The 26796-nt window shown below is 63.6% G+C and carries 30 protein-coding genes and 1 tRNA gene; 16 read left to right on the top strand and 15 right to left on the bottom strand.

Features of this window, described 5'->3' with window-relative positions; translation table 11 throughout:
• Positions 1-32: 32 nt before the first annotated feature.
• Positions 33-644 (bottom strand): GNAT family N-acetyltransferase, encoded by a 612-nt coding sequence (locus tag AB4099_RS03080; protein WP_441476991.1) that lies wholly within the window; start codon positions 642-644, stop codon positions 33-35.
• Between the two features lie 180 nt (positions 645-824).
• On the opposite strand from AB4099_RS03080, the gene copM reads away from it, so the two are divergent.
• Together copM and AB4099_RS03090 are read left to right on the top strand one after the other, a co-directional pair.
• Complete coding sequence (gene copM / locus AB4099_RS03085) at positions 825-1208, top strand: CopM family metallochaperone (protein ID WP_113510955.1); 384 nt, start codon at positions 825-827, stop codon at positions 1206-1208.
• A 150-nt stretch (positions 1209-1358) separates the two neighbouring features.
• Complete coding sequence (locus tag AB4099_RS03090) at positions 1359-2396, top strand: lysylphosphatidylglycerol synthase transmembrane domain-containing protein (protein WP_113510956.1); 1038 nt, start codon at positions 1359-1361, stop codon at positions 2394-2396.
• Positions 2397-2455: 59 nt separating this feature from the next.
• On the opposite strand, the gene AB4099_RS03095 is transcribed toward AB4099_RS03090, so the two are convergent.
• A complete protein-coding gene (locus tag AB4099_RS03095) occupies positions 2456-3343 on the bottom strand; it encodes a DMT family transporter (protein WP_162767913.1) in 888 nt (295 codons plus the stop codon).
• 153 nt (positions 3344-3496) lie between these two features.
• Between AB4099_RS03095 and AB4099_RS03100 the strand changes: the two genes are divergently transcribed.
• A complete protein-coding gene (locus AB4099_RS03100) occupies positions 3497-4051 on the top strand; it encodes a helix-turn-helix domain-containing protein (RefSeq protein WP_441476992.1) in 555 nt (184 codons plus the stop codon).
• 7 nt (positions 4052-4058) lie between these two features.
• Here the strand turns inward: AB4099_RS03100 and flhA are convergent, their stop codons facing one another.
• Entirely contained in the window at positions 4059-6143 is a 2085-nt protein-coding gene (gene flhA / locus AB4099_RS03105; protein ID WP_441477658.1) for a flagellar biosynthesis protein FlhA, read from the bottom strand.
• Between the two features lie 288 nt (positions 6144-6431).
• Between flhA and AB4099_RS03110 the strand changes: the two genes are divergently transcribed.
• From AB4099_RS03110 to AB4099_RS03120, 3 genes are all read left to right on the top strand, one after another.
• Positions 6432-6761 carry a hypothetical protein gene (locus tag AB4099_RS03110; protein ID WP_441476993.1) on the top strand — a complete coding sequence of 110 codons (330 nt, stop codon included), beginning with the start codon at positions 6432-6434 and terminating at the stop codon, positions 6759-6761.
• Between the two features lie 95 nt (positions 6762-6856).
• Positions 6857-8299: an MFS transporter gene (locus tag AB4099_RS03115; RefSeq protein ID WP_441476994.1), complete on the top strand. Its 1443-nt coding sequence runs from the start codon at positions 6857-6859 to the stop codon at positions 8297-8299.
• 131 nt (positions 8300-8430) lie between these two features.
• Positions 8431-8757, top strand: coding sequence for a hypothetical protein (locus AB4099_RS03120; protein WP_441476995.1), 327 nt, complete (start codon positions 8431-8433; stop codon positions 8755-8757).
• Between the two features lie 21 nt (positions 8758-8778).
• Here the strand turns inward: AB4099_RS03120 and flbD are convergent, their stop codons facing one another.
• The 5 genes from flbD to fliF form a co-directional block, all read right to left on the bottom strand.
• Positions 8779-10143: a sigma-54-dependent transcriptional regulator FlbD gene (flbD, locus tag AB4099_RS03125; protein WP_113510892.1), complete on the bottom strand. Its 1365-nt coding sequence runs from the start codon at positions 10141-10143 to the stop codon at positions 8779-8781.
• A gap of 44 nt (positions 10144-10187) precedes the next feature.
• Positions 10188-10538, bottom strand: coding sequence for a flagellar motor switch protein FliN (gene fliN / locus AB4099_RS03130; RefSeq protein WP_113510893.1), 351 nt, complete (start codon positions 10536-10538; stop codon positions 10188-10190).
• Positions 10535-11125: a FliH/SctL family protein gene (locus AB4099_RS03135; RefSeq protein WP_441476996.1), complete on the bottom strand. Its 591-nt coding sequence runs from the start codon at positions 11123-11125 to the stop codon at positions 10535-10537. Before AB4099_RS03135 ends, fliN begins: the two co-directional genes overlap by 4 nt.
• Before the next feature lie 23 nt (positions 11126-11148).
• Positions 11149-12153 carry a flagellar motor switch protein FliG gene (gene fliG, locus AB4099_RS03140; RefSeq protein ID WP_441477659.1) on the bottom strand — a complete coding sequence of 335 codons (1005 nt, stop codon included), beginning with the start codon at positions 12151-12153 and terminating at the stop codon, positions 11149-11151.
• Between the two features lie 98 nt (positions 12154-12251).
• A complete protein-coding gene (fliF, locus tag AB4099_RS03145) occupies positions 12252-13928 on the bottom strand; it encodes a flagellar basal-body MS-ring/collar protein FliF (protein ID WP_441476997.1) in 1677 nt (558 codons plus the stop codon).
• A gap of 252 nt (positions 13929-14180) precedes the next feature.
• Between fliF and AB4099_RS03150 the strand changes: the two genes are divergently transcribed.
• The 3 genes from AB4099_RS03150 to AB4099_RS03160 are packed head-to-tail and all read left to right on the top strand — an operon-like array spanning position 14181 to position 16624.
• A complete protein-coding gene (locus tag AB4099_RS03150; RefSeq protein WP_113510897.1) occupies positions 14181-14615 on the top strand; it encodes an SxtJ family membrane protein in 435 nt (144 codons plus the stop codon).
• Between the two features lie 13 nt (positions 14616-14628).
• Positions 14629-14778 carry a DUF5989 family protein gene (locus tag AB4099_RS03155; RefSeq protein WP_162835449.1) on the top strand — a complete coding sequence of 50 codons (150 nt, stop codon included), beginning with the start codon at positions 14629-14631 and terminating at the stop codon, positions 14776-14778.
• 10 nt (positions 14779-14788) lie between these two features.
• On the top strand, positions 14789-16624 hold the full coding sequence (locus tag AB4099_RS03160) for a carbamoyltransferase family protein (protein WP_441476998.1): 1836 nt from the start codon (positions 14789-14791) through the stop codon (positions 16622-16624).
• Positions 16625-16708: 84 nt separating this feature from the next.
• On the opposite strand, the gene sciP is transcribed toward AB4099_RS03160, so the two are convergent.
• The 3 genes from sciP to AB4099_RS03175 form a co-directional block, all read right to left on the bottom strand.
• Complete coding sequence (gene sciP / locus AB4099_RS03165) at positions 16709-16984, bottom strand: CtrA inhibitor SciP (RefSeq protein WP_038359348.1); 276 nt, start codon at positions 16982-16984, stop codon at positions 16709-16711.
• A gap of 105 nt (positions 16985-17089) precedes the next feature.
• Entirely contained in the window at positions 17090-17755 is a 666-nt protein-coding gene (locus tag AB4099_RS03170) for a flagellar hook assembly protein FlgD (RefSeq protein WP_441476999.1), read from the bottom strand.
• Between the two features lie 12 nt (positions 17756-17767).
• Positions 17768-19228 (bottom strand): flagellar hook-length control protein FliK, encoded by a 1461-nt coding sequence (locus tag AB4099_RS03175; protein ID WP_441477000.1) that lies wholly within the window; start codon positions 19226-19228, stop codon positions 17768-17770.
• Between the two features lie 239 nt (positions 19229-19467).
• On the opposite strand from AB4099_RS03175, the gene mnmA reads away from it, so the two are divergent.
• A complete protein-coding gene (mnmA, locus tag AB4099_RS03180) occupies positions 19468-20652 on the top strand; it encodes a tRNA 2-thiouridine(34) synthase MnmA (RefSeq protein WP_113510901.1) in 1185 nt (394 codons plus the stop codon).
• 52 nt (positions 20653-20704) lie between these two features.
• Positions 20705-21343: a class I SAM-dependent methyltransferase gene (locus AB4099_RS03185; protein ID WP_441477001.1), complete on the top strand. Its 639-nt coding sequence runs from the start codon at positions 20705-20707 to the stop codon at positions 21341-21343.
• A gap of 37 nt (positions 21344-21380) precedes the next feature.
• Here AB4099_RS03185 and AB4099_RS03190 read toward each other — a convergent pair whose 3' ends face one another.
• Positions 21381-21725, bottom strand: coding sequence for a hypothetical protein (locus AB4099_RS03190; protein ID WP_441477002.1), 345 nt, complete (start codon positions 21723-21725; stop codon positions 21381-21383).
• Positions 21726-22040: 315 nt separating this feature from the next.
• Here AB4099_RS03190 and AB4099_RS03195 point away from each other — a divergent pair.
• Positions 22041-22117 (top strand) — tRNA-Met (locus AB4099_RS03195).
• Positions 22118-22461: 344 nt separating this feature from the next.
• Here AB4099_RS03195 and AB4099_RS03200 read toward each other — a convergent pair.
• A complete protein-coding gene (locus AB4099_RS03200) occupies positions 22462-22719 on the bottom strand; it encodes a hypothetical protein (RefSeq protein ID WP_441477003.1) in 258 nt (85 codons plus the stop codon).
• A complete protein-coding gene (locus AB4099_RS03205; RefSeq protein WP_441477004.1) occupies positions 22716-23105 on the bottom strand; it encodes a DUF669 domain-containing protein in 390 nt (129 codons plus the stop codon). The genes AB4099_RS03200 and AB4099_RS03205 overlap by 4 nt, the downstream gene beginning before the upstream one ends.
• Positions 23106-23177: 72 nt before the next feature.
• On the opposite strand from AB4099_RS03205, the gene AB4099_RS03210 reads away from it, so the two are divergent.
• From AB4099_RS03210 to AB4099_RS03225, 4 genes are all read left to right on the top strand, one after another.
• On the top strand, positions 23178-23420 hold the full coding sequence (locus AB4099_RS03210; protein WP_441477005.1) for a helix-turn-helix domain-containing protein: 243 nt from the start codon (positions 23178-23180) through the stop codon (positions 23418-23420).
• Positions 23417-23971 (top strand): hypothetical protein, encoded by a 555-nt coding sequence (locus AB4099_RS03215; RefSeq protein ID WP_441477006.1) that lies wholly within the window; start codon positions 23417-23419, stop codon positions 23969-23971. Before AB4099_RS03210 ends, AB4099_RS03215 begins: the two co-directional genes overlap by 4 nt.
• 432 nt (positions 23972-24403) lie before the next feature.
• Positions 24404-24814: a helix-turn-helix transcriptional regulator gene (locus AB4099_RS03220; protein ID WP_441477007.1), complete on the top strand. Its 411-nt coding sequence runs from the start codon at positions 24404-24406 to the stop codon at positions 24812-24814.
• Between the two features lie 326 nt (positions 24815-25140).
• Positions 25141-25521, top strand: coding sequence for a hypothetical protein (locus AB4099_RS03225; protein ID WP_441477008.1), 381 nt, complete (start codon positions 25141-25143; stop codon positions 25519-25521).
• 717 nt (positions 25522-26238) lie between these two features.
• Here AB4099_RS03225 and AB4099_RS03230 read toward each other — a convergent pair.
• Complete coding sequence (locus tag AB4099_RS03230) at positions 26239-26676, bottom strand: hypothetical protein (RefSeq protein ID WP_441477009.1); 438 nt, start codon at positions 26674-26676, stop codon at positions 26239-26241.
• Positions 26677-26796 lie beyond the last annotated feature (120 nt).

Below are 26796 nucleotides of genomic sequence, written 5' to 3' on the forward strand. Positions count from 1 at the left end.
GGCGGAAGGCCGTTAGCCTCCCGCCCCTTTTCTCATTCGATTACCGGATGGTGCGGCACGGAATCGCGCGGCATATGCCCCGCCAGCCGCGGATCATCGTCGACCTCGACACTGCGCTTGAAGACCGTGAAGCCCGAGCGCTGATAGAATTCCAGCGCGCTCTGATGATCGAGCGTGCAGGTATGCACCCAGAAGCGTGAAATCGGCTGCGCCCAGGCCCGTTCAAGAGCCCGATTCATCAGCCAGCGGCCGGCGCCGCAGCCGAGCACGGCTTCATCCAGCCCGAAAAAGCTGAGCTCTCCCTCTCCCGCCACGCGGAAATCAAGCTCCAGCAATCCAACGTCGCGGCCATCGGCCCGAACGGCGAAGAACTCGACGGCTGGGTCCGCCAGGATCGCCTCGATCTCCACCACTGGCTTGACCAGCCGACTGAACCACATCCAGCGCTCGCCGAGCACACGATAGATCGCGAGATAGCGCGCAACGTCCCTCCCGATCGGCTCGAGCGAGAAGCCCGACAGGCCGGGCGGGTCGGCCCGCTTGGCCGGCGGCGCGAACATCTCGAGAGATGTGACGATCGCCGCGATCTTGCCGGGCGGAAGGTCGGTGATGCCGGTCAGGCTAATGGAAATGCTGTCGCTCATGGTCCTGTCTGCGGTATGTTAGCCGAGTGGCCGACGCTCGAAGCCTGCGCCATCGAGGCTGCCGGATAGCGCCGCGATCATGACATGATCCCGGGCGAGAGATCAGGTCGTACGGTGCATGCCCCATTCCCGTCAGGAGAAGCTGTGGCGCGCCGCTTCAACCGAATGAGGATTCTTTCGATGGCCAGACGTGTAAAGCTGAAGCTCGCCGCCGTTCTTTTCGGCATCGCGACACTGGGCGGTGTCGCTGTTGCACAGCAGCATCAGGGCCACGGCACCATGCAGGGCTCGGCGACGAGCGCTGCGGACACGCCGGCGACGACCGCCTACAAGGCCGCCAATGACAAGATGCACAAGGACATGGCGACCTCCTTCACCGGCGACGCCGATGCCGATTTCGTGCGTGGCATGATTCCGCATCATCAGGGCGCCATCGACATGGCCAAGGTCGTGCTCGCTCATGGCAAGGACCCGGAAATCAAGAAGCTGGCCACCGAGGTCATCTCCGCCCAGGAGAAGGAAATCGCCTTCATGCGGGATTGGCTGAAGAAAAACGGAAAATAGGCCTTCCATGCGGCCAGGCGAGGGCAACGCCGCTTGCCCTCGCCTTCCCTCGCTGGCACACAGGCAAAGGTTCGCTCCGGCCGGCTTCCCAGGCCTTCCCCTGCGCGCCGCGACACCGCCTTCGACGCCTCCTCGCAGCCTGCCGGTTTCATGAAACGCTATCTCGACTATCTCTGGCCGCTCATCGGTCTCGTCGCGGTCGTCTGGTCGGTCGAGTTGCTCTGGGACAAGCTCAAGGCCGAGGCCGGCACGGACGCCTCCGTCCAGGCATTGCTGGAACAGGGAACGCTCTGGCAGAACATCAAGATCATTGCGGCCGGCATCGGCCAGAAGATCGCCCTGATCTCGCCGGACGCATTCCTGCACGCGGCCCTCGCAACGCTCGTCGCCTACGCTGCCCTTGCCTGGTACGACCGCATCGCCCTGATCCATCTCGGCAAGGAAAAGGGCATCTCCTGGCCCTATATCGCGCTTTGTTCCTTCGTCACCTATGCGCTCTCGCACAATATCGGCGCCTCGGTCTTTTCAGGCGGCATGGTCCGATTCCGCGCCTATACCGCGAAGGGCCTGTCGACGGCCGATGTCGCTGTTCTGGTGGCGCTGTGTTCCTTCACCTTCGCCTTCGGAACCATTCTGCTGCTCGGGCTCGTCCTGATCGGGGAGCCTCAGATCCTGCGCCCGCTCGGTCGGCTCTCGCATTGGTTCACCCTCGGCGACACGACTGCCCGGCTGATCGGCTTCGGGCTGCTTGCCTTCGTCGGGCTCTACACGGTCGGCTCCTGGCTGAAGTTCAGGCCGCTCAAGATCGGCAAGTTCGAGTTGATCTATCCCCGGCTGCCGGTCGTTGCCCGGCAATATCTCGCTGCGCCTCTGGAACTGATGGGTGCCGCTGGCATCATCTATTTCGCGCTGCCCGACCAGGGGAACCCCGGCTTCTTCATCGTGCTCGGCGCCTTCCTCCTCTCCTTCTCGGCCGGGCTGCTCAGCCAGGTGCCGGGCGGGGTCGGCGTGATGGAAGCGGTGTTCCTCGCGGTCATGCCGGGCGTGCCGGCGCCGGCCGTCTTCGCGGCGCTGCTGATCTGGCGGCTGTTCTACCTGATCCTGCCGCTGGTGATTTCGCTGCCGATCGTGCTGGCCTTCGAGCGCGGCCAGCTCAGGAAGAACACCCGCATCGCACCGCCACCCTGACGAAGGATGATGCCAAAAACTGGGAACCTGCGTTCGGCATCATGTGCTCGAGTATGTCCTCAGCGCCTGAGCGCGATCGCAGCCGCGCCGAACATCAGCACCGCGCCGATTGCCTCCGACGGGCCGAATGGCTCGTGCAGCACGACAACGCCAGCTGTGACAGCGATGGCGGGGCTGACGAAGGCGTACAGCCCGGCATGGAAGGCTCCCCAGTCGCGCAGCAGCCGCATGTAGATGGTGAAGCCGATCAGCGAGCCGCCGAACACCAGGACGGCAACGGCCGGCCAGACCGGCCATTCTGCGAGAGCGCGCATGTCAGCCAGTGTGACGGGCTCAACAGCGAACGAGACCGCAGCAAGGCCGAGCGCGCCAATGATGGTCTGCCAGCCGGCCAGTGTCAGCGTCGGCATGGTGCCGGCAATCCGCCGCGTCAGAACGGCGCCGAAGCAATAGAGCAGCGTGCCAAAGGCCACGGCCGCCAGCCCCCAGATCTCCATCGGATCGCCATGCGCTGCGTTCCAGCCGCTGGAGGCCCGGGTCGCGAACAGAAAACCCAGCCCGATGAGCCCGAGCACGATGGCCGCGATGCGCTGTCCGGTGATCCGCTGCCCCTCGATCAGGCGGCTCGCGATCAGCGTATAGATCGGGATCGTCGCGAGATTGACGATGGCAGCGAGCCCCGACGGCGCATGGGCGGTCCCCCAGAACAGGAAAGTATAATTGCCCGTGTTCACCAGAAGCGCGGTGATCAGCAGGCGGCGCCGCGCTGCCGGCGGAACCGCGAGAACGTCGCGCCCGGCCCAGAGCAGCATCAGGACACCGGCGATCGTGAACCGCGCCGCGGCAAGGAAGATCGGCGGGACATGGGCCGAGCCAATCTTGACCGGCAGGAAGGTCAGCCCCCAGACCAGGCACATCAGGGCGAAATAGAAGGCGTTGCGCGACATAACCCGGTCCTTAGCGATGCCGAAACGACAGGACCAATGCCGGATTGGCGACGGCTGCATGGGCGTGACGCAGGCGAGCGTCCTGCGCTTCCGCGCCGTCTGTCACGGGTTGCGCTCTGAACAATCTACTATAGAAGAATCAACGCTATGATAATGGACGACTTAACGTCAAGGCTTGCCGAGCGCATGCGGATCGAGCGGGAAAGCCGCGGCTGGAGCCTGAGCGATCTCGCCGACAAATCCGGGGTGTCTCGCGCGATGATCAGCAAGATCGAGCGAGGAGAAGCGAGCCCGACCGCTGTCCTGCTCGGTCGGCTTTCCGGGGCCTTCGGGCTGACCTTGTCGAACCTTCTGGCGCGAGCCGAGACGCCGAGCGAGTTTCTCCGACGCTGCGCGGATCAACCATTCTGGCGCGATCCCGAAACCGGCTTCACCCGGCGCGCCATTTCACCGGCGGGCGAAGCAGGCATCGAACTGGTCGATGCCGAGTTGCCGCCGGGCGCGCGTATCTCGTATCCCGCAAGTTCCTATGCTTTCATCAGGCAGCAGATCTGGGTGCGGTCCGGCACGCTCGACTTTCGCGAAGGCGAGACGACGAAGCAGCTGCAGGCCGGCGACTGCCTTGAACTCGGCCCGCCCAGCGATTGCTGCTTCAGCAATCCCGGACCGGAACCAGTGCGCTATCTCGTCGTCGTCGTGCGCCGCTGAGGCCAGCTCAGACGCTTCCCACCGTCTTCAGCCGGACGCGCGGATGGATTTCACCCTGCGACAGGACGGGGGTTTCGCGGCGGAAGCGTTCGATGATCTGACGCACGAACGGTCGTGCCATGCCCGAGGTGACCAGCGCAGGCATCTCGCCGATACGCGCCGCGTCCTCGAAGTTGTCGCGGACCTGATGCACGAATTCCTGCAGGCGCGAGGGCTGCATGGCCAGATGCCGGTCCTCGCCCTGGCCGACGATCGACTCGGCAAAGATGCTCTCCCAGGCCGGCGAGAGCGTGATGATCGGCAAATGCCCCTGCTGGTTCGAGAACTGGGCGCAAATCTGCCGGGCCAGCCGCACCCGGACATGTTCGGCGATGTCGCGCGGGTTCTTGATGCCGCCAGCGACTTCGGCGATGCCTTCGACGACGGTGGCGAGATCGCGGATCGAGATGCGCTCCGCGAGCAGCAGCTGCAGCACGCGCTGGATTCCCGTGGTCGAGATCTGGCTCGGCACGATCTCCTTGACGAGGTCGGCATGGTCCTTGGGCAATTCGCGCAGCAGTTTCTGCACTTCGCCATGCGAGAGCAGCTCCGGCATATGCGACTTCAGCACCTCGGTCAGATGCGTCGAGATCACGGTGGCCGCATCGACCACGGTGAAGCCGCGCAGTTGCGCCTCATCCTGCAGTGACGCGTCGATCCAGGTGGCAGGCAGGCCGAAGGTCGGCTCCAGCACATTGTGGCCGGGCAGGTTCACGCTGCCGCCCATCGGGTCCATGGCCATGAACTGGCCAGCATAGACGATGCCGTGCCCCGCATCGATCTCCTTGATCTTGATGTAGTAGTGATTCGCCTCGAGCTGGACGTTGTCGACGATGCGCACCGCCGGCATCACGAAGCCGAGCTCGGCCGCGAGCTGACGGCGCAGCGCCCGGACCTGATCGGTCAGCCTGTCCTGCCCGCCCGCCGCGTTGACCAGCGGCAGCAGCCCGTAGCCGATCTCGATCTTGAGTTCGTCGAGCTTAAGCAGATCGTTGAGCGTCTCCTCCTTCGGTGTGCCATCGGCGGCAAGCGGCGATGCAGCCTGCGCAGCCTCCGCCACCTGAACTTCCCGTGCCTTGGCGATCTGACCGAAATGGCGCGCGAGCCAGGCCGATCCGCCGGCTAGCAGCAGGAAAGGCAGCATCGGGATACCGGGCAGGATCGCGATCAGCAGCATCACTGCCGCCGACATGCCGAGCGCCTTCGGATAACCTGAGAGCTGCCTGCCGAGCGCCTTGTCGGCCGCGCCACGCACACCGGACTTGGAGACCAGCAGGCCGGCCGCCGTCGAGACGATCAGGGCCGGAATCTGGCTGACGAGGCCGTCGCCGACGGTCAACTGTGTATAGGCGCGCGCCGCATCGCCAAAGCTCATGCCCTGCTGCGCAACGCCGATGATGATGCCGCCAAGGACGTTGATGAAGGTGATGAGCAAGCCGGCAATGGCGTCGCCGCGCACGAATTTCGAGGCGCCATCCATCGAGCCGAAGAAATTGGCCTCGTCCTCCAGCGCCTTGCGGCGCTCCTTGGCGACATCCTGATCGATGAGACCGGCCGAGAGATCGGCGTCGATCGCCATCTGCTTGCCGGGCATGGCATCCAGGGCGAAGCGCGCCGCAACTTCGGCGATGCGGCCCGAGCCTTTGGTGATGACCACGAAATTGACGATGATCAGGATGGTGAAGACGATCACCCCGATCACGAAATTGCCGCTCATCACGAAATTGCCAAAGGCTTCGATGACGTGGCCAGCGGCGGCACTGCCTTCATGGCCGTGAGCAAGGATCAGGCGCGTCGAGGCGAGATTGAGCGCCAGCCGCAGCATCGTGACGATCAGCAGCACGGTCGGAAAAGCCGAGAATTCCAGCGGCTCCTCGATGAAGAGCGCCGTCATCAGCACCAGTACGGACAGGATGATCGACAGGGCCAGGAGCATGTCGAGCAGCAGTGCCGGCAGCGGGAAGATGAGCACCACGAGGATGCCCATGACGCCGATGGCAAGAAACAGGTCGGGCCGGTTGAGGAAATTCCCCATGGCGCCGCCGCTGGGCATCTTGAAGCCGCCACCGGCGCCCGCCGCTACATCCGTCATCGACCAGTCCACTCCCCGTCGCGACGCGGCCGTCAGGCAACCATGCCCCTCCAGCTTCCGCGACGATACCCGGCAATTCTTGCCGGGTTCATGGTGAACGAATGGTTAAGCCAGCCGGAAAATCGGACCGTGGAACCCCTTCCTGAATGGATCGTTATTGAACTGCCGCGTTCTGGCCCCATTCGACCGAACAACTCGCGGGTGGGGGCGACATACTGGCTTCTCTGGCCGACTTGATTGGAGATATTCGTGGATAGACGTTCTTTTGTTTTGAGCCTTTTCGGTGGCCTCGCAGCGGCCGGCCTTGGCGGAGCCGCCATTGCCCAGGCAGCGACGGGCAACGCCACCCAGACGCCGGAGATGCTGCCTGCGAACGAATTGAATGCTGTAGCCAAGGCCGCGCTTGACCGTACCGATGCCGATTTCACTCAGGTGGTGGTCCACGAACGCACCGTCGTCCGGCGGCCGCGTCCAGCCTACCGGCGTCCGGTTGTGGTGCGCGAGCGCGTCGTCGTGCGCCGCCCCGCCCCGCGCTATCGCCGTCCCGTGGTGGTGCGCCGAAATGTGATCGTGCGCTGAGACGCTGGATTTCGGGAAGGCGGTGTCGGAAGGCACCGCCTTCTTCACATGAGGCGAAGCCATGACGGCACGCCAGACGATGAGGGAGGAGCGTCATGCCGCCGCACCATGCGGCTCTGCCCGCGGTCATCGCGACGGACATCCCAGCCAGGCTCGATCGCCTGCCCTGGTCGCGCTTTCACACGCTGGTCGTGGTGGCGCTCGGGATCACCTGGATCCTCGATGGGCTGGAAGTGACCCTTGCCGGCTCGGTCTCGGGGGCACTGAAGGAAAGCCCGGCCCTGCGCTTCACCAATACGGAAATCGGCCTAGCCGGCGCCACCTACATCGCCGGCGCCGTCTTCGGCGCCTTGTTCTTCGGCTGGCTGACCGACAGGCTCGGCCGCAAGCGCCTCTTCAGCATCACCGTTCTTGTCTACCTCGCAGCCACGGCCGCGACGGCGTTCTCCTGGAATGTCACGAGTTTCCTGATCTTCCGCTTCTTCACCGGTATGGGGATCGGCGGTGAATACACCGCGATCAACTCGACCATTCAGGAACTGGTGCCGGCGCGCGTGCGCGGATGGGTCGATCTCGTCATCAACGGCTCGTTCTGGGTCGGAGCAGCCTTGGGCGCAATCGGAGCGATCGTCCTGCTCGACCCCGCCACCATCAACCCCGAACTCGGCTGGCGGCTCGCCTTCTTCATCGGCGCAGCGCTTGGCCTGATCATTCTCATCTTGCGGCGCTGGATCCCTGAAAGCCCGCGCTGGCTGATCAGCCATGGCCGCGCTGAGGAAGCGGCCGCGATCGTGACACGCATCGAGGCGCAAGCCGGCGCCAGCTACAGCACCAATGAAGGCCTGGCGCAGATCCGCCTGCGACCACGACCGGCGACACCACTTGGCGAGGTCTTTCACTCCCTCTTCGTAACGCATCGCCGGCGAGCGCTGGTCGGGCTGGCTCTGATGGTCTCCCAGGCCTTCTTCTACAACGCGATCTTCTTCACCTACGCACTGATCCTGACCGATTTCTATCAGGTGCCTTCGCATCTGATCGGTTGGTTCATCCTGCCCTTCGCCGCCGGCAATTTCCTGGGTCCGCTGTTGATCGGCCGGCTCTTCGATACGCTGGGCCGACGCATCATGATCTCAGCGACCTATGCTCTGTCGGCGTTCCTGCTGGCCGGTACCGGCTATCTGTTCGCCCGGGACCTGGTGACCGCCTCCCAGCTCACCCTGTGCTGGAGCGTCGTGTTCTTCTTCGCATCCGCGGCCGCAAGCTCGGCCTATCTGACAGTGAGCGAGACATTTCCCGTCGAGATGCGCGCGCTTGCCATCGCGGTCTTCTACGCCATCGGCACCGGAGCGGGTGGCATTGCAGGCCCCTGGCTGTTCGGCGCGCTGATCGACACCGGGTCGCGAGCAAGCGTCTTCGGCGGCTACCTGTTTGGTGCGGCCCTCATGCTGGGCGCGGCCATCATTGCATCGCTCTACGCGGTCCGGGCTGAACGACGCCCGCTGGAGAGCGTCGCCCGACCTTTGAATGCGGCGGATTGAGCCCGCTGGACAGCGCGGCCGATGCGAGAGGGAGCGTGATCAGTTGGAACAATGCGCTGCGACACGCGTTAGCATCTGGCACCATTTCGGGGAGGCCGAAAGGGTGGCCGAAACCCTGTCTGGAGGACGCCGTGGATAGACGTTCGTTCATGATGACCCTGTTCGGCGGCATGGCCGTGGCCAGCCTTGGCGGGATGGCCAGCGCCGCAGCGGCCGAGCCCAAGCTCATTCCCACCCCTGAACCGGCCGAGGATGAAGGCAAGCTTGCCGCGGAAACCAGCGAAGCGCTGGACAAGGCGGACGCCGAGTACAGTTATTATTACAGGCGACGCTATTATGGGTATCGCCGCCCCTATTATCGACCAAGATACTACTATCGGCCGCGGTACTATCGCCCTCGGTATTATTACCGACCGCGGTATTATCGGCCCTATTACCGCCGTCGGTACTATTACTGATCTCGTCGGGATCGCCCCGGGTCAGGCAACACTGACGCGCGCCTGGCCCGGCTCGGCAACCGCAATGCCGGCCGAGGTATATTCGCCGAGCTTGTTGCGTAGCGTACGGATCGAGATTCCGAGAATCTTGGCCGCATGCGTGCGGTTGCCGAGGCAATGGTCCAGCGTATCCAGGATGAGGTCGCGCTCGACATCGGCGACGGTCCGGCCCACCAGGCCGCGCGTGACGGCCTCGGCGGTCTGAACGACACGGCTTGCGACGTCGTGCCCCGACGACGGGCCCAGCGTCTCGCCTTCTGGCGTCACCATCGCATCAGGACCGATCTCCGCCCCCTGGGCCAGCAGGACTGCGCGGTGAACCGTGTTTTCGAGTTCCCGCACATTGCCTCGCCAGCCATTGGCCAGCAATGCCTTGCGGGCATCGGCCGCGATCGGACGCAAGGGCATGCCGTTGATCTCGGCATATTTCTTCGCGAAGTGATCCGCCAGAACAAGAATATCGCCCGGCCGCTCGCGCAAGGCGGGCAGCCGCAGATGCACGACGTTCAGCCGGTAGAACAGGTCTTCGCGGAAGGAACCTTCGCGAACAGCTTCGCCGAGATTCCGGTTTGAGGTCGCGATGATCCGCAGATCGACCTTCACGGGCTGCGAGCCGCCCACGCGGTCGATCATCCGCTCCTGAAGCGCGCGCAGGAGCTTCGCCTGCAGGCGGACATCCATCTCGGAAATCTCGTCGAGCAGGAGCGTGCCGCCATGTGCCTCCTCGAACTTTCCGATGCGCCGCGCGATGGCGCCGGTAAATGCGCCCTTCTCATGGCCGAACAATTCCGATTCCAGCAGATTGTCTGGAATCGCTGCGCAATTCACGGCAACGAAGGGCTTGTCCTTGCGCAGCGATTTCTGATGCAGATGGCGGGCAATGACCTCCTTGCCGGTTCCGCTCTCACCGGTCACCAGGACAGGGGCCTCCGAGCGCGCAATCTGGCCGGCAAGCTGCACCACCCGCTCCATGGCCGGATCGCGCCAGATCAGGCTGGACTGATCGGCCGCAACCGCTTCCAGCACGGCCGCGATCAGCTCCGGATCAGGCGGCAGCGGCACATACTCGCGCGCGCCGGCCTGGATCGCAGCGACCGCCGCGCGGGCATCGGTCGAGGTGCCGCAGGCGACGATCGGCGTGCGGATGCGCTCGCTCTCCAACGCCGCGACGAACTTCGCGATCGGCTGGGCGACATCGATCATCAGCAGGTCCGCGCCCTTGGCACGCAACACCGCCAGGGTCTGATCGAGGCCGTCAGTATGGGTCACGGCTGCGCCGTGCGAGATGGCGATCTTGGCCGCAGCGATGATCTGCCCCTTGAGACCGCCGACAATGATGAGGCGCATGGCTCAGGCCTTTCCGGATGAGTGCGTAGCAGGCCGCGTGAACATCACCGGTCGGCCTTGATAATTTCGGTCATTGTGACGCCCAGGCGATCCTCGACGACGACGACCTCGCCGCGCGCGACCAGGCGCTCGTTGACGAAGATGTCGATCGCTTCGCCGACGCGCCGGTCGAGTTCAAGCACCGCACCCGGGCCGATTTGAAGAAGATCGCCAACCGCGATCCGCGACGAGCCGAGCACGGCAGAAACCGTGACGGGGACGTCGAAGACCTGTTCCAGATCCTCGGCGGTTTTGATCGGAACGGGCCCCGAGCGAGCGACCGAAGCGGCGTTGTGGTCGAATGAGAGATCGGCCGGGCTTAGCGGAGGCAGGTTCAGATCGTTCTCCTGGCTCATTGCGATCCTCCCTGGGTGAGGTTGGGCTGGGGCATATGGCCAAAGATGCTGCGCACGGCTTCTTCGACCTTCTGCTCGATCAAGGCGCTGTCGATGGCCATGCCGCCATCGGCCCATTCGATGCGGCCATCACCCGGCCCGATATCGGATTGCCCCAGGACAACGAGGCGGCCGGCAAAGCCGGTTTCCCGGGCGAGCCCCGCCAGCATGCTCTCCATCGTCTCGACCGCGTTCTCGTGGACACGCACCACCAGATGCGGGGCGAGGCGGGCGTGGCTCAGGCATTCGCGCACCACAGCTTCGATCCTCGCGAGCGGTCGCTCGGCCAAGGCCGCGCCGGCGAGGGTCTGCGCCGTCACAATGGCGACCTGGGCGGCCTGTTCCTCGATGGCGAAGGCACGCTTGTCCTCCTCGACGAGCAGCCGCTCGACCGATCGCACGAGATGGGCAAGCAGCCCGTTCAACTGCGCATCGGCCTCGCGCCGCCCCTGCTCCTGCCCGGCGGCAAACCCTTCCGCGCGCGCCGCCGCCAGATCCGCTTCGCTGACGGCACGCCGGTTGCCCTCGCGAAAGTCAGTTCCGAACATGAATTTCTTGGCGGTGCTCATCGTCAGTAGACCAACTCGTCTTCGGAATTGCCCTTGGACAGAACGATCTCGCCCTTGTCGGCAAGGTCCTTCGTCAGGGTCACCATCTTGGTTTGTGCCTCGTCGACCTCCTTCAGTCGAAGCGGCCCGAGGCTTTGCATGTCGTCCTGCATGTTCTTGGCAGCGCGCTGCGACATGGCGCCGAAGAAGAAGGCGCGCATGTCCTCGCTGGCGCCCTTCAGGGCCCGGGCCAGCACATCCTTGTCGACCTGCCGCATCAGGGTCTGCAGCCCCGCTTGATCAAGCTTGGCGAGGTCCTCGAACGTGAACATCAGCGCCCGGATACGCGTGGCCGATTCCTGGTTGGACTCGTCAAGCGCCGACATGAAGCGGATCTCGGTCTGGCGGTCGAAGCCGTTGAAGATCTCGGCCATCATCTCGTGCGGGTCGCGCCTGCGCGTCTGCGTCAGGGTCGCGACGAATTCCGAGCGCAGCGTGTTCTCGATGTGGTCGAGCGCTTCCTTCTGCACCGACTCCATCCGCAGCATGCGGGCGACCACTTCGATCGAAAGTTCGTTCGGAAGGTTGCGCAGGACATTGGCGGAATGCTCGGGCCGGATGCGCGACAGGATCACGGCGATGGTTTGCGGGTACTCGTTCTTCAGGAAATTCGCGAGCACAACAGCGTCGATATTGCCGAGCTTCTGCCACATGTTTCGCCCGGCCGGTCCGCGGATCTCCTCCATGATCAGCGCAACCTGATCGGAGGGCAGGATCTTCTCGAGCAGCGAAATGGTGCGGTCGAAGGAACCGGTGATCGCGCCTGCGCTCGAGAGCTTGCTGACGAAATCAAGCATCAGCCGCTCGACCATGTCGGAATCGACCGTTCCGAGCTCGGCCATAGCGCGGGTGATGATGCGGATCTCTTCGTCGTCGAACTCCTGCCAGATGGGGCGGCCGTGGTCCTCGCCGAGCACCAGCAGGATGACGGCGGCCCGCTGCGGCCCACTCATCCCAGCATAATTCATCGGCACCGGTACGGGATCGTAGTCGGAGGCATCGCCTCCGTCGCTTCCGGAATTGCGTGTCGCGATCGATCGGGTTGCTGCCATGCCTCAGGGCCCCGTCACGCCGGCGCTTTTTCGTGAATCCAGCCGCGCAGCACCGCGACCGTGTCGGCCGGGTTCTGCGTGACCATTGCGCCGATCTTCTCGACGGACTGCGCCTTGAGCTGACCCTTGATCTGCGCGATCGCCAGCATCCGCTCCGACGGCGCCTCGACCTCGACGGCCGTCACTTCTCCATTGGGGCCAATGACCCGCGGGCTCGCAGGATCGCCTGTCCCCTCGTCCTGGATCATTGCCACGCCGTTGCGCATGAAAGTCGGGATCGGACGCACCGACTTGTCGCTTGCGAGCACCTGTTTCAGCAGCGGACGCACCACCACCATCAGCACGATCAAGGTCAGCAGCGAGATGACGCCCATCTCGAAGAGCCGAATGACGTCCTCCCGGGTGAAGGACATCAGCTGTTGCATCATCGTCTGCTCGGTGAGGTCGGCAACGGCCGGAGGGGCCTCGGCAAAGCGCAGATTGACGACCTCGACCTTGTCGCCGCGGGCCTGGTCGAAACCGACAGCGGTGCGAACCAGCTGATTGATGCGCTCGAGCTCTTCCGGGCTGCGCGGCTGATAGCCGAGCTCGCTGCCCTGACCACGGGTGTAGCTGCCATCGACCAGCACCGCGACCGAGAGCTTCTTGACCCGCCCACCTTCGAGGACCTCGGTTCGAGTCGTACGCGAGATCTCGTAATTCACCACCTCTTCGTTCTTGGCGGAGACGTCTCGCTGGTTCTGGGCGTTCTGTCCCTGCTGCTGCGCGCCGGGCAACTCGTTGCCGACGGTGACGGCGCCGTTCTGCGCCTCGTTGCTGGCGGAGTTTTCGGTGCGATTCTGGCTCGACCGGATGACCTTGCTCTCGGGGTCGAACGTCTCCGAACGGCTCTCGATGCGGTTGCTGTCGAGGGTAGCCGAAACCTGCACGCGCGCCCGCCCCTGCCCGACGATGCTGGCGACGATGTCCTCGATCTGTGTCTTGATCCGCTTCTCGATCGCGGTCTGCCGCTCGTCGAGCCCGAGCCCGGCCAGCCCCTGCTCGCCCTGAGCGCCATCGGCCAGCAGTCGGCCGCGCTCGTCGACGATCGAGACACGTTCCGGCTTCAGGCCGTCGACGGCGGAGGCCACGAGGTGACGAACCGCACGAACCTGGGCCGGATCGAGTTCGCCTGCGAGTTTGAGCGCGATCGAGGCGCGAGGCGGTTCGCGATCGCGCTCGAACAGGCGCTTCTCCGGGATGACGAGATGGACGCGCGCCGCCTGCACCCTGCCGATCGAACGGATGGTCCGCGACAGTTCGCCCTCGAGCGCCCGCAGATGATTGATGTTCTGGACGAAGCTGGTCGATGAGAAGGCGTCGCCCTTGTCGAAGATCTCGTAGCCGACGCCGCCGCCGGAGGGGATGCCCTTGCCGGCGAGGTCCAGTCGCAGGCGAGGCACGTCAGTCTTGGCGACCAGCACGGTCTGGCCATCGCTGCGCAGTTCGTACTTGATGCCCCGGGTGTCGAGATCCTTCAGGATCGCGTTCACATCCTGGGTCGACAGATCCGAGAACAGCACGCTCATGGCGGGTTGCGACATCTTCAGCATGACGAAGCCGAAGAAGCCGACGAGCGCGAGCGTGACTGCCAGCATTGCTGCCAGCCGGGCTGCCCCGAATTTCGAAAACTGCTCGACGATCCCGTTCACGCCGTCATCCGTTTCACAACCCCGTCAGAGCAACGCGCGCAACGCCGCTCACTAGGCAAGTTTTTCCCAGTGCATGGTTAGCAACCCGTTAATTTCCGAGACCGGGCTGTAAAGAATGCTGTTGATGGGCCTGTGTCTCGGCGACCTCCACCCGCCGCGCGCGCCAGCGATCAGAGGCCGATACCGGGCAAATCCCGTTTCCTCCGACCCCGATTTTCGTTTAGACAGCACGCAACGTCGGAGGAGAACCGAGTGGCAGGCCAAGGCGAGCATCACGAATTCCGCTCCGGACACGGGGCTGTCGAAGGATCAAGCGATCGCTCGTTCGGGCTGGTCTTCACCGGCGTGTTTGCGCTGCTAGCCCTCTATAATGGCTGGCACCACGGCCGAGCCTGGCCCTGGCTCGTCGGAATCGCCGCAGTCTTTCTCGCGATCACGCTGGTGCGCGCTTCGCTGCTCGCGCCTTTGAACAAGCTGTGGACCCGCTTCGGACTGCTGCTCGCCAGCATCGTCAACCCGATCGTTCTCGGGCTGCTGTTTTTCGCCGTCTTCACGCCGATCGGTCTCCTGGCCCGGCTTCTCGGCAAGGACTTCCTGAAGCTTCGGCACAAGCCTGACGCCGCGAGCTACTGGATCCGCCGCGATCCGCCGGGACCAGAGCCGCTCTCGATGAAAGATCAATTCTAATGGGGCAGCCCTGATGTCGTTTCTGAGAGAGTTCTTCCGCTTCATGAAGGCCCGGAAGAAGTTCTGGCTGATCCCGATCCTGCTGATCAGCCTGTTGTTCGGCGGCCTGCTCGTGCTGACGCATGGCAGCGCAGTAGCGCCCTTCGTTTACACCCTGTTCTGATCGGGCCTGCATGCGCGTTCTGGGGATCTCGGGCCTGTATCACGACAGCGCCGCCGCGCTCGTCGTCGATGGCACCATCGCGGCCGCTGCTCAGGAGGAGCGCTTCACCCGCAAGAAGCACGATGCTGATTTTCCGCATCGCGCGGTCGAGTACTGCCTCTCGGTTGCCGGCTGCGGATTGGACGAACTCGACGCGGTCGTCTTCTACGACAAGCCCTTCATCAAGTTCGAGCGACTGCTAGAGACCTATCTCGCCTTCGCCCCGCGCGGCTTCAGCTCGTTCCGCATGGCGATGCCGCTCTGGCTGCGTGAAAAGCTGTTCCAGAAGCACATCATCGGCAAGGAGCTGCGCAAGATCGCGCCCGGCTTCGAGGCTGAGAAGCTGCTCTTCACCGAGCACCATCTCTCGCACGCCGCTTCGGCCTTCTACCCCTCACCCTTCGAGGAAGCGGCCGTTCTGACCATGGATGGTGTCGGCGAATGGGCGACGATGACGCTCGCCATCGGCAAGGGCAGCGATCTCAAGATCCATAGGGAGCTGCACTTCCCGCATTCGCTCGGGCTGCTCTATTCGGCCATCACCTATTACATCGGCTTCAAGGTCAATTCCGGCGAGTACAAGGTCATGGGCCTCGCGCCCTATGGCGAGCCGCGCTACGCCGCCCTGATGCTCGAAAAACTGGTCGATCTGAAGCCGGACGGCAGTTTCCAGCTCGATCAGAGCTACTTTAACTACGCCACCGGCCTGACCATGACGAACGAGCGCTTCGCCGCCTTGTTTGGCCAGCCGGTGCGTGCGCCCGAACAGTTGCTGAGCCAGTTCCACATGGACATGGCGGCCTCGATCCAGGCAGTGACCGAGGAGATCGTGCTGCGCCTCGCCCGTTCGGTGCGGGCTGAAACCGGCCAGAAGAACCTGTGCCTGGCTGGTGGCGTCGCACTGAACTGTGTCGCCAATGGCAAGCTCCTGCGTGAGGGCATCTTCGAAGGCCTCTGGATCCAGCCGGCTGCCGGCGATGCTGGCGGGGCGCTTGGCGCAGCGCTTGCCGGCTATCATCTTTTCGGTGGCCACCCGCGAAGGCTCAATCCAGGCGGCGGTGATTCAATGCTGGGCAGCTATCTCGGCCCCAGCTTCACGCAGGCTGAGATCGAGGCCGAATTGACGGCTGCCGGCGCGCGCTTCGAGGTTCTCGGTGACGACGCCCTGATCGAGACCACCGCGCAGGCGCTGGCCGAGGGCAAGGCGGTCGGCTGGATGCAAGGCCGCATGGAGTTCGGTCCGCGCGCGCTGGGCGGCCGCTCGATTCTTGGTGATCCACGTTCGCCCGCGATGCAGAAGACGCTGAATCTCAAGGTCAAGTACCGCGAGAGCTTCCGGCCCTTCGCGCCATCGGTGCTGCGCGAGGATGTTGGGACCTGGTTCGAGCTCGATACGGACTCGCCCTATATGCTGCTCGTCGCCGATGTGCGCAAAGAGCGCCGCCGCGACATGACCGAAGCCGAGAAGGCCCTCTTCGGCATCGACAAGCTCAACGTGCCGCGCTCCGACATTCCGGCCGTGACCCATGTCGATTATTCCGCACGCATCCAGACGGTGCATGAGGATACCAACCCGCGCTATCATGCACTGCTCAGCCGCTTTAAGGACCTGACCGGCTGTCCGGTGCTGGTCAACACGAGTTTCAACGTGCGCGGCGAGCCCATCATCTGCACCGCCACCGACGCTTTCCGCTGCTTCATGGGGTCGGAGATCGAGATCCTCGTCGCCGGCAACTGTATCCTTCGCAAGGAGGTGCAAGATCCCGGCCTCAAGCTCGATTACAAGGAAGCCTTCGAGCTCGACTGAAACGCAAAAGGCGCGCCTCGCAGCGCGCCCTTTGTGCCCGGACAGGACGGATTTTGCAAAGCGCGAACGCTCCGCTCCTCCGGCCTACTGACGATAATGCTGGATGCGCGTAGTGCGCAGCCCGGCGAGCCCGTGCTGGTCGATCGACATCTGCCAGCTCAGGAACTCGTCAACGGTCAGGGTATAGCGCTGGCAGGCCTCTTCAAGGCTGAGCAGGCCACCGCGCACGGCAGCAACCACCTCGGCCTTACGCCGGATGACCCAGCGGCGCGTATTCATTGGCGGAAGATCGGCAATCGTCAGCGGACTTCCGTCCGGGCCGATCACATACTTCACCCGCGGTCGCAACGGCTCGGTCATGATACACTCACACAACTCAACAGACCTAGTTGTGTTGACCTTAAGACCGCGGCTTTAAGAATTGCCTAAAGCGATAGCGTCGGATTTCGGTATCGGCACGAATGCTCACTGCCCCCGCACCACGGTCTTCACCTTGTCGATCGGAACGCTGATGGTGCCGATCTTGAGCATGGGGATCGAGCTGGTGAAGTCGACGCCGTCGACGACGCCGCTGATCTGGGTCTTGGCGGTCATCGCCTGTCCGGTGGTATCCTTCGCATCGATGCTGATGGTGTAATCGCCCGCAGGCGCATTCACGCCGGTCGAGGTCTTGCCGTCCCAGGTGTACGTCTGGTCGCCCGCATCGAGGTTCCTGGTGAGGGTCTGGACGACGCTTCCCGTGGAATTCTTGATCGTGATGGTCGCGGAACCGCCCCTCGGGGCGTTGATCTTCCACGCAGCTGCACCGTCCTTCAGCCGCGCAGTCGCGCCCTCGGCCGTGATCGTCGCGCCGATGAAGCCGACGGCGTTGGTCGCCGTACTGGCGGCGCTGAGACCAAGCAGCGAGCCCAGCGTCTCGTTGGTCTTGAGCTGCTGCTCGACGCCCGCGAACTGCACGAGCTGCGCCGTGAACTGGTTGGTGTCGAGCGGATCGAGCGGGCTCTGGTTCTTGAGCTGGGTCGTCAGCAGCGTCAGGAACTGATCGAAATTATTGGCGATAGAGCTTCCGCCGCCACTGAGATTGGTGGCCGAGTTGGTGCCAGAGCTCGATGAGGTGTTGGAAACGGTCATGATCCGCGCCCTTCAGATGCTGAGATCGACGCCGCCGAGCCTGACGAGGCGGCGGATGGGCGCGGGCTGCGCCGGAGTGGCTGAGGCATCGCCGAGCTCGGCGGCATCAGGCTGGATGCGGGCACGGCGCGGCGCCTCGTCGTCCTGCCGCTGCTGGCGGAAACCGGGCTGATCGTTCGGATCGCGCAATGTGATGTCGACGCCGCTATCCGAGGGTTTGAGACCGGCCTGCTCGAAGGCACGCTCGAGCGTCCGCGCATCGCGCTGAAGCAGGTGCAGGGTCTCCACACGGTCGACGATCAGTTTTGCACTGACCTCGCCCTTCTCCGAGATCTCGAGATTGACGTCGACGCGTCCAAGTTCGGGCGGGTCGAGCCGAATATCGAAGCGCTTGCTGCCGGCAAGTGCACGCAGACCGATCTCGATCGGTACGACATGCAGCGGTGTCGGCTGGCCGTCAGCCATGCCGCGATGCATGCCGGTCGAAGGCTGCTGCCCCGCCTTGGCCGAGTCGAGATCAGGCAGACCGGCAATGCCTTCCGGTTTGCCGGAAGGCGGCGCCACGCCCGCGGACAGCTCGATCGGCACCCCAGCCTGCTGCACGGCCTCGACCGGCTTGAACAGGTCGGCGAGCGGCTGTCCCGCGGCGACTAAGGTATTGGCCGGGCCGGTCGCAGTTTCCTTTGATGCGGCGATCGTCGGTCCCGCATGCGGTTTCTCCGCCGGCTTGCCGACCTCGTCGCCTTCGGAGGTCGACGCGGCAGCATCGATTGCAGAAACAGCGGCCATGACAGGCGCCTCGGCAGCCGGGGCGGCTGTCACGATGATCTGGGCCGGCATAGCTGCCTGCGCCATACCGGCGGGAATCCCCTGAGCCGCCTTCGCACCACCTGGAACGGCTTCATTGCCGATGCCTGCCGCAGAGATGTCGCCGCCGACCAACGGCAGAGCAACGACAACCGGGATGGCCGCCGCCGTGGGAATTGGCATCACCACAGCAGCCTCGACAGGCTTGTCAGCGGAGGCCGCTTCCTTCGGCTCGGAATCCGTCGGTTTTTCTTCGGCACCAGGCTTGCCAGCGACGGCGGTCTTGCCGGCTGCGGCCTGTTCGGCGGCGGCAATGGCGACGAGCGCGCCGATATCCGGCTTGGGTTGTGTCGCGGTCGGGGCTGCTTCGGCGGCCTCCGCCGCCGGCGCCACCGCGGTGGCCCCCTTGAGCAGCACCGCAGGCTGCACCGTTGCTAGTGCGGAGGCGGTTGCCTTCTGCTCCTGTGTCGCACTGGTCTTGCCGCCTGCCTCCGGCTTCGTCGCGGCAGCGTCGTCCTTCGCCGCGGCCGGCACCTCCGGGTCGCCGCCGCCCTCAGGCAGGCTGAATGGCGCGCCCGCAGCATCGGAGCCGCGCTCTGGCGCACGGCGGCGCGACGCAGTCTGCTCGACATTGGGCGAGGCGACTGAAGGGGAGACGGCAGACATCAGGTAAATCCGGACCGCGGACAGGAACATGCCCAGGCCGCGAGCAGCAAGTCTCGCGCCAGGACGCCGTTCCTTTGTTTTCAAGGCGGTAGCGGCCGTGCCCGGACCGTTCGCGGCAAGATTCTCCTTGCCCTCTCCGATGAGGCGGCAGGATTTGCCGATCGCTCACTGGCCCGCCCCTGTCAAAGCCGGTATAGAACCGCCACATAGTCGCCTTCGCCAGGATGATCCCGCTCGCCATGACCTCTCCCCTCAACTCCCTCGACATCGCCAGGCCGCCCGCGGCGACGCGCGTCGTCGCGGCGATGTCCGGAGGCGTGGACTCGTCCGTGGTGGCAGCCCTGCTCAAGCGCGAAGGCTATGATGTCATCGGCGTGACCCTGCAGCTCTACGATCACGGAGCCGCTGTCCATCGGGCCGGGGCCTGCTGCGCGGGGCAGGACATTCATGACGCCCGCCGCGTCGCCGAGACGATCGGCATCCCGCATTATGTTCTCGATTATGAGAGCCGCTTCCGCGACGCGGTGATCGAGCGCTTTGCCGAGAGCTATCTCGCCGGCGAGACGCCCATTCCCTGCGTCGAGTGCAATCGCACCGTCAAGTTCCGCGATCTGCTCGGGCTCGCCCGCGAACTCGGCGCCGATGCGCTTGCGACGGGGCACTATGTCGTCAGCCGGGCCCTTGGCAACGGCCATCGCGGCCTCTTTCGCGCCGCGGACGAAGCCCGCGACCAGAGCTATTTCCTTTATGCTACGACGCAGGATCAGCTCGACCTGCTGCGTTTCCCACTCGGCGAGATCGACAAGGCTCAGACTCGCGCCCTTGCCGCCGAGCTCGGCCTCGCCATCGCCGACAAGCCGGACAGCCAGGACATCTGCTTCGTGCCGAATGGCCGCTATGCAGACGTCATAGAACGGCTGAAGCCGGGTGCTGCGCGCCCCGGCGACATCGTCCATCTCGATGGGCGCGTGCTGGGCCGCCATGAAGGCGTCCTTCGCTACACTGTCGGACAGCGCAAGGGCCTCGGGATCAGCACGACGGAACCGCTCTATGTTCTGAGGCTCGATGCCGATCAGGCGCGTGTCATCGTCGGACCGCGCGAGGCACTCGGCGTGCGTGAAGTCCGGCTGCGCGATCTCAACTGGATCGGCGATGTCGCGCTGGACGCCTTGCCGCCCGAAGGCCTCGATGTGGCCGTGCGTGTCCGCTCGACCCGGGCCCCGCGCGAAGCGCGGCTGCTGCGTGACGCTTCCGGCCTCTTGATCGTGCTAGCGGGCGAGGAGGAAGGCGTTTCTCCCGGCCAGGCCTGCGTGATCTACGACCATGCCGGATCCGGTGCTCGTGTCCTTGGTGGCGGCACCATCATCTCGCCTGCGGCCCAGGCTGCGGCTGCCCGGCTCGAGCTTGCCCTCGCCGCATCGTGATTGCGGCTCTACCTCCCCCACCCACGCCACTCCGATCCAGTCGAGCTGCCCTATGCCTGTGACCTATGACCTCGAAGGCCAGAAGCGGGTCTATGCCACCTGGGCCAAGTTCTACGACAAGGTCTATTTGCGCCTGCTCGCCCGCGCCCAGCGCGAGGCGGTTGCCGCCGCGTGTGCCTGTGGTCCCAATATTCTCGAAATCGGCGTCGGCACTGGACTCACGCTTGCCTATTTCACGCCGGACCGCCGTGTGCTTGGCGCCGACCTCTCGCTCGACATGCTGAAAGTGGCCAACCGCAAGGTCGCCAGCCAAGGGCTGAAGCATGTGAAGGGGCTGATGGTGATGGACGCCTGCCGCCTCGGCTTCGGCGATGAGCGCTTCGATGCGGTGACCGCGCAGTTCGTCATCACGCTGGTGCCAAACCCGGAACAGGCACTCGATGAAATGGATCGCGTCCTGAAGCCAGGTGGCGAGATCATCATCTCAAGCCGGCTGGTCGACGACAGTGCGCTGACAGCGCCGCTCTGGGCCGCGCTCGCACCGATCGCCAAGGCGATCGGCTGGAGCACGGATTTCAAGGTCCGCCGGCTGACCGATTGGGCCGCGCGAACGGGCCGCTACGACACGGTCCATGTCGGCAAGGGCTACTTCAAGGTCGTCAGACTGAGAAAGCGCCCGGCAAGCGCCTGAAGCCCGACCGGGCGCAATCACTCAGCGAGGCCTGCGCTCAGCGAAACTTGCTGGTGGAGACCGGCGCACTCGCCGCTTGCGGCGCAAAGCCGAAGCAGCCCTTCTGCACCATATTCGGATCGTTCTGCTCAGCCATCCTCTGACAGAAGGTCAGACGCGTGCAGTAATCGGCGGCAATCCCCATGCCCGAGCCGAGCACACCGAACTGGGTCTTGTAGGAGCAGGATTGCTGCCAGGGTTCGGCAGCCTGCACCGCGGCGGGAGCCATCATCACGAAGGGCGCCGTCACCAGAGATACGGCTGCCGCGCCAGCGAGCAGGCTCCTTCGGGCGAACAGCCTCAAACCCATCGAGAAGCTGGACTGTTGTACGAGCGAGCTCATTTGCGAGGACTCCTGGATCATGGCCTCGCGAGCAACAGCGCCCCCAGCCGCCGGCAGCAACATGCAGCCTCGGCCTGCGATGACCAACATTTGTGCCCCTCTCCCGTGAGTTAGGCACGCTCGAACCGGGATCAAGCATCCTGCCATTGCAGGAATGCATGGCAGCCCCTGAGCAATTGCCATACCCGCCCGGGGAAGGCCGCTCGCATCGGCATAAAGGATGTGAAGCATTCACCAGCAGGCTTGACGGCTCCCTGCTGTGCCCCCTATATCCGCGCCATCGCAAGCCACCGGCGCCGCTGTCGCCGGTCTTGGGGCGGGGTAGCTCAGCTGGTTAGAGCAGCGGAATCATAATCCGCGTGTCGGGGGTTCGAGTCCCTCTCCCGCTACCAACCTTCTTAAAGCAAAATCAAAGACTTAGCGAACTGCGAGGCTGAACCAGAGCCTCGCTACCCATGCAACACGTTGCAATATTTCCGCAGATTCCGCCGGTTTTCGCGTGTTGCAATTAAGTCCATGCAACACGCTGCAACACGGATTCCCGCTAGCTCCGCGCGTGGTGGGCATTCCGCCAAATGAAAAACTGCAGTGACGAGGCGTGGTGGCACTGCCGCCCAAATTCCGACACGCAGCCCCAGCACTACGAGTCACCGCCTCAGAGATGCGGCGGCGGACGTCGAGTCGCGTTCAAAGCCCCCCGGCCCAGCGGCTCGGCGTCCTCATCGCTCTGCGTGTCTCAGGCACCTTCGCGTCGCATCGCCCGAATCATGGCCTCGATTGCCACGATTTCGCTGTGCCTGAAGCCGGCCACACTCAGGCCGTCGAAGGCGTCGGCTGCATCAAGGCTGGGAAGGGCGTTAGGTGTGTCGGCGAGACGCCGGGCTACACCATACAGCCGCCCGACGTCTCTGCCGTCCATAAGGCTGCTGGCGTCGATTACGTCCAACGCGGCCAGTAGGGCGTCCGTGCCTATCGTGAGGGTGCGCGGGGTCATACAGCCCTCCCGAACACATATTCGCGGATGACGTTTTCCGGCTCGCGCGTGTCCTTGCTGGTCCGCACACCGATCACAACGTCAAACGGCTTTAAGTGCAGTTCCCAAGTACTCTGCGGGCTGTGGACGCCCGTCGCACGACGCAACGCTGCGAAGTCGCGCTGGCCGATCTGCTGGGTTTCCGCGTCTTCGTGCTCCAGGCAAAGGTTCAGATAGTAGGGGCGCCCATCGTAATCGCCGCCGACGATCTGCGCCGTGCACTTCAAGAGCATGCCGGTGCGAGTGCTGTTCGGCTCGTACGCCGACTCGACTATTTCGATCATTTGGCGGCCAGCGGGGAGGTGGGTCTGCAGGCTGTTAAGCATGGCGGCGGGAAAGGCGCTCATCGCGTTGCTCCTTGCGGCGAATTCGTGATACCTAAGTCTCAATGCCACGATGACACCTAGGTATCAATCGCTTTGTCAGATTCCGCTCAAATTCGCGCAGGCCGCCACCTTCTCGACCTCTCGCAGAAGGATGTCGCGAAAGCCACGGGCCTGTCCCTGCCAACCATTAAGAGAGCGGAGAGCGAAAAGGACGTTTCAGTGTCCGGAGACGCAGTCGCTCGCATCCGCGCCTCGCTCGAGCAAGCAGGCGTCACCTTCATCGAGAAAGGGGACATTGCCACAGGCCCGGGTGTCGCGTTGAAGGCCAGGCCATGAGCGGCGGACGGTCAGACGATGACGTTACCGCGCAGCCTCCCCTCGGCACGAACCAGCATCTGACGGAGCACCTCGCCGCCATAAGGCATGTCGAAGCCGCCATAGAAGCGTTTATCCGCGGTGACTTCGATATCTGCATCACCCTGGCAGGCGCCGCGGAGGGAATGTTCGAACGCCGAAAGGGCAGCGACCTTCATACCGTAATGATGTCCGATCCACGGGCCAAAGAATTCGGAGTTAAAGACGTTAATTCCAGTGCGAACATGGTCCGCGATTGGCTAAAACATGACAATCCGCGACATCCGGCGAGTATAGAAATCGCCCCGTTCGAAGCTGCAGTGATGCTCGTTCGGGCAATGACAAAGCTTGATGGGTGGACGACTAAAATGGATGCAATCAAGCCCGCAATCTACGAAGTCATCGTGGGCGAACCCATTTCTACGCCCTCGCCTTTGCTAACGCCGGAGGGTGCATCCGCATATGGAAGCGCTGCAATGCGCGATAAAACAAACATTACAGAAAATTTGACATCAAACGTCAGCAACAATTGACATTTGACAAATTCATAACCCGCTTTGACAAATACTCCATTAGCATTTGCCAAATGATGGTCGATTCAACTGCTTACAAATCGACAATGCGAACTATGGACTCCGCCACTCTGCGCTGCCATAACTAGGGCTCCACGTGGGGCATCTCATGCAGGACGAAAACAATCACCGACCAGTCTTCGTTACCCGCCATACGGCTGCGGCACTCATGCAGATATGGGTCGACTCGTTCGACACCTGGGTCCGCTCCGGCTACGTCCCACGCGCCACCATCAACCGCGGCCAAATAATTCGTTGGCATTGGCCATCGTTGGAGGAAAGGCTCGTTGAGCTAGCAAAGGGGCCGCCGATCGACCCGAGCATTGTCGATCCAACCAGACCCTATATTCCCCGACGCCGCGGCCCGAAAAAGCGCACGCCCGAGCCAGCCAAATGAGCGACGGCGCACCCTATCCTCGCCTCATGTCCAAGGCGGATGCCGCCGCGTATTGTGGAGTGTGCCCCGCCACCTTCACCAACTGGGTTGCGTCTGGAGTCATGCCCACTCCATTTCGCGGCACGCGCATGTACGATCGCCATGCCATTGACGCGGCCATCGATCGCGATAGCGGCATCATGCGAGCCATGGCGCCCATGGAGGACGCATTCGACCGCTGGGAACGGGAGCAGCGCGAAGCAAAGGCGCCCTCGCTCCCCGGCGAAGACTCTCTCGAGCGATGGCTTTGCGAGAACAAGAACCGGCCCATAGAAAACTCGTACGACGAGTGGCGGCGCAAGAGCCTGGAACGGAGAGCCCGTAAAGCTGCACGCGCTCGGTCTGCTGCTGGAAAGGCACCACCATGAGCGGCGAGGCCCCTCCCCAACCATCTGGCCCTCTTGGGCGGATCTACAGCCTGCAGGAGGCGGCGGAGTACCTGCGCGTTTCAAAACAAGCAGTCGCCCGGGCCGCTAAGAGGCACGGAATTGGCGCGCTTCGGCAGGGATCTGCGGTTCAACGAGGACGATGTCCAGCAAATGTGGGAGGCCGTGCGCTGCCACCCGAACGAGACCGGTCTTCAAACAGCGATATCCCGACGCGATGCCGATAGGGCCTACCAAAACTTGGTGAACCGCGCCCTTTCTAAGCGGACCGCGGCGCTTCTGGGTAAGAAAGAACGCTAGGAGGTTCCATGGATAAGGCTGTCGAAACACTCGTCGCCGAGCCGATGCAGGTACGCATAGCTACCGTGTTGCCCGGCGGCGCTGTTGTCGGTGACGATGTGCTCACGCTCGATTATTTCGGCGGGTGCTGCCGGGGGAGAACGACAGCCTACGTTCGGAGTTCCGACGAGTACCAGTTCAAGGTTGTTCAGAAGCGCCATTTCTTTAGGGAGGCGAACGGCCTCTGTTACTGGAATCTCGTCGTTCGAAACGCCGATCCGTCGCACCACCTAACCACGGTAACTGACCACGCCCTTGCGCTGACTGACCTGCGCCGTGCGATTCGCGCTGGGCGACCCATGAAGGAAATTATCGCAAAGCGTCGGAAGGTAAACGGCGAAGTCGGTTGAGCTATGCTCGCGAGTCTGGCGCTCGTTATGAATTGAAAGCTCGGCGAGACGCTGTGGATGCCAATGTCTAACCACTAGAATTCCGCCCAAATTTCGAACCACAAAACCGTGCCCGCCGGAACTTGGACAGGTTGGGTGCCGCTGGCGCGCTGTGGCCGCAGAAGTGCCAGCGGAACCCAAACGATCGATGACCGTTCCGCTCTCTACCGCGCCCTCCAGCGCCAAGGAGACAGATTATGATCGACGCAAAGGCGGTGGATGCCGCCGCCCCATACGCTTTACTCGTCGTGACCGTGGGCTGGCTGATCGTCTGGGTGCTCGCCCTGGCCTTTGGGCGCCTGCGTCGCTAGGAGCCCCACCCATGACGACGGGGGGCTATCCCCCAATCTTGATTTATCAAACCGCTGCCGCCCATATTCGAACGGTTCCAATTAGCATCTAGAGCAGTACCACTATGGATGATGCCGCCAAGTCCCGCCTGACCAGGGCGTCCGCCTATGCTCTGTGGCTCCTTTCCGTTCTCCTTGGAGGTATGTGGCTCGTCCAGGGTGAATCAAAGAACCATTTAACGGACTTGCCCGGTTTCTTGGGCCTCATCGTCGTCTTCGTAGGGTGCGCTTGGCTGTGGTGCGGCAAGGACGAGCAATCCGGGGCACCTTAGAGGCGGGATGTTTAGAGGCCCGACCAACGCCCAAATGGCCCTCTCCGCGATCGCGGTTATTCCGCAAATTTATCAATAAAGGCACGTTGGATTAGAGCCCATTCGTCAGGATATGGCTCGTGATCCTGCCGGTGCTCCGTCGGGTATTCACCCCAGCCCTGAAGCTTCCAGTATTTCGTCATGACATCGAAATGGCTATGCCCAGTTATCTCGCCAGCCTTCACAGCCCCCTCATTAAGAAGCGCACTGAAGCCGTCCCCCATGGGACCAGCAAGACAAAGGCCGGGGAGCAGTTGACCATCGGGCTCGGGATCGAGCCAGATTTCGTGGACCAGTTCGTTTTTCATGGATCGCGGGCTGGCAACTCGCAATGTCATTCGCGAGCGCGGTCGCACCACGTCCAGGAGCAAGGAGCGACGCGCCGAGCGCCGACAATCCGGCAAGCTGGAAATCGGCGTCGACATTCCTACCCGAATGGAGATCAAGGCGTTCATAGCCGCGCTGGAAGGACGGTGGCGCCCTCTCCTACTAACCGCGGTGTTCAGCGGCTTGCGGGCCAGCGAGCTTTGAGGGCTGCGTTGGTCGGATATCAATTTGACGGCAGGGACATTGAC

The sequence above is a fragment of the Allobosea sp. 2KB_26 genome, from assembly GCF_052115715.1.
Classification (GTDB): domain Bacteria; phylum Pseudomonadota; class Alphaproteobacteria; order Rhizobiales; family Beijerinckiaceae; genus Allobosea.

Bases quoted from the DNA above. Each gene is read 5' to 3' on its own strand.
- AB4099_RS03080 (WP_441476991.1), bottom strand. From the start codon at position 644: ATGAGCGACAGCATTTCCATTAGCCTGACCGGCATCACCGACCTTCCG.
- copM (WP_113510955.1), top strand. From the start codon at position 825: ATGGCCAGACGTGTAAAGCTGAAGCTCGCCGCCGTTCTTTTCGGCATC.
- AB4099_RS03090 (WP_113510956.1), top strand. From the start codon at position 1,359: ATGAAACGCTATCTCGACTATCTCTGGCCGCTCATCGGTCTCGTCGCG.
- AB4099_RS03095 (WP_162767913.1), bottom strand. From the start codon at position 3,343: ATGTCGCGCAACGCCTTCTATTTCGCCCTGATGTGCCTGGTCTGGGGG.
- AB4099_RS03100 (WP_441476992.1), top strand. From the start codon at position 3,497: ATGGACGACTTAACGTCAAGGCTTGCCGAGCGCATGCGGATCGAGCGG.
- flhA (WP_441477658.1), bottom strand. From the start codon at position 6,143: ATGCCCAGCGGCGGCGCCATGGGGAATTTCCTCAACCGGCCCGACCTG.
- AB4099_RS03115 (WP_441476994.1), top strand. From the start codon at position 6,857: ATGCCGCCGCACCATGCGGCTCTGCCCGCGGTCATCGCGACGGACATC.
- flbD (WP_113510892.1), bottom strand. From the start codon at position 10,143: ATGCGCCTCATCATTGTCGGCGGTCTCAAGGGGCAGATCATCGCTGCG.
- fliN (WP_113510893.1), bottom strand. From the start codon at position 10,538: ATGAGCCAGGAGAACGATCTGAACCTGCCTCCGCTAAGCCCGGCCGAT.
- AB4099_RS03135 (WP_441476996.1), bottom strand. From the start codon at position 11,125: ATGTTCGGAACTGACTTTCGCGAGGGCAACCGGCGTGCCGTCAGCGAA.
- fliG (WP_441477659.1), bottom strand. From the start codon at position 12,153: ATGAATTATGCTGGGATGAGTGGGCCGCAGCGGGCCGCCGTCATCCTG.
- AB4099_RS03155 (WP_162835449.1), top strand. From the start codon at position 14,629: ATGTCGTTTCTGAGAGAGTTCTTCCGCTTCATGAAGGCCCGGAAGAAG.
- AB4099_RS03160 (WP_441476998.1), top strand. From the start codon at position 14,789: ATGCGCGTTCTGGGGATCTCGGGCCTGTATCACGACAGCGCCGCCGCG.
- sciP (WP_038359348.1), bottom strand. From the start codon at position 16,984: ATGACCGAGCCGTTGCGACCGCGGGTGAAGTATGTGATCGGCCCGGAC.
- AB4099_RS03170 (WP_441476999.1), bottom strand. From the start codon at position 17,755: ATGACCGTTTCCAACACCTCATCGAGCTCTGGCACCAACTCGGCCACC.
- AB4099_RS03175 (WP_441477000.1), bottom strand. From the start codon at position 19,228: ATGTCTGCCGTCTCCCCTTCAGTCGCCTCGCCCAATGTCGAGCAGACT.
- mnmA (WP_113510901.1), top strand. From the start codon at position 19,468: ATGACCTCTCCCCTCAACTCCCTCGACATCGCCAGGCCGCCCGCGGCG.
- AB4099_RS03185 (WP_441477001.1), top strand. From the start codon at position 20,705: ATGCCTGTGACCTATGACCTCGAAGGCCAGAAGCGGGTCTATGCCACC.
- AB4099_RS03190 (WP_441477002.1), bottom strand. From the start codon at position 21,725: ATGAGCTCGCTCGTACAACAGTCCAGCTTCTCGATGGGTTTGAGGCTG.
- AB4099_RS03200 (WP_441477003.1), bottom strand. From the start codon at position 22,719: ATGACCCCGCGCACCCTCACGATAGGCACGGACGCCCTACTGGCCGCG.
- AB4099_RS03205 (WP_441477004.1), bottom strand. From the start codon at position 23,105: ATGAGCGCCTTTCCCGCCGCCATGCTTAACAGCCTGCAGACCCACCTC.
- AB4099_RS03215 (WP_441477006.1), top strand. From the start codon at position 23,417: ATGAGCGGCGGACGGTCAGACGATGACGTTACCGCGCAGCCTCCCCTC.
- AB4099_RS03220 (WP_441477007.1), top strand. From the start codon at position 24,404: ATGAGCGACGGCGCACCCTATCCTCGCCTCATGTCCAAGGCGGATGCC.
- AB4099_RS03225 (WP_441477008.1), top strand. From the start codon at position 25,141: ATGGATAAGGCTGTCGAAACACTCGTCGCCGAGCCGATGCAGGTACGC.
- AB4099_RS03230 (WP_441477009.1), bottom strand. From the start codon at position 26,676: ATGAACGCCTTGATCTCCATTCGGGTAGGAATGTCGACGCCGATTTCC.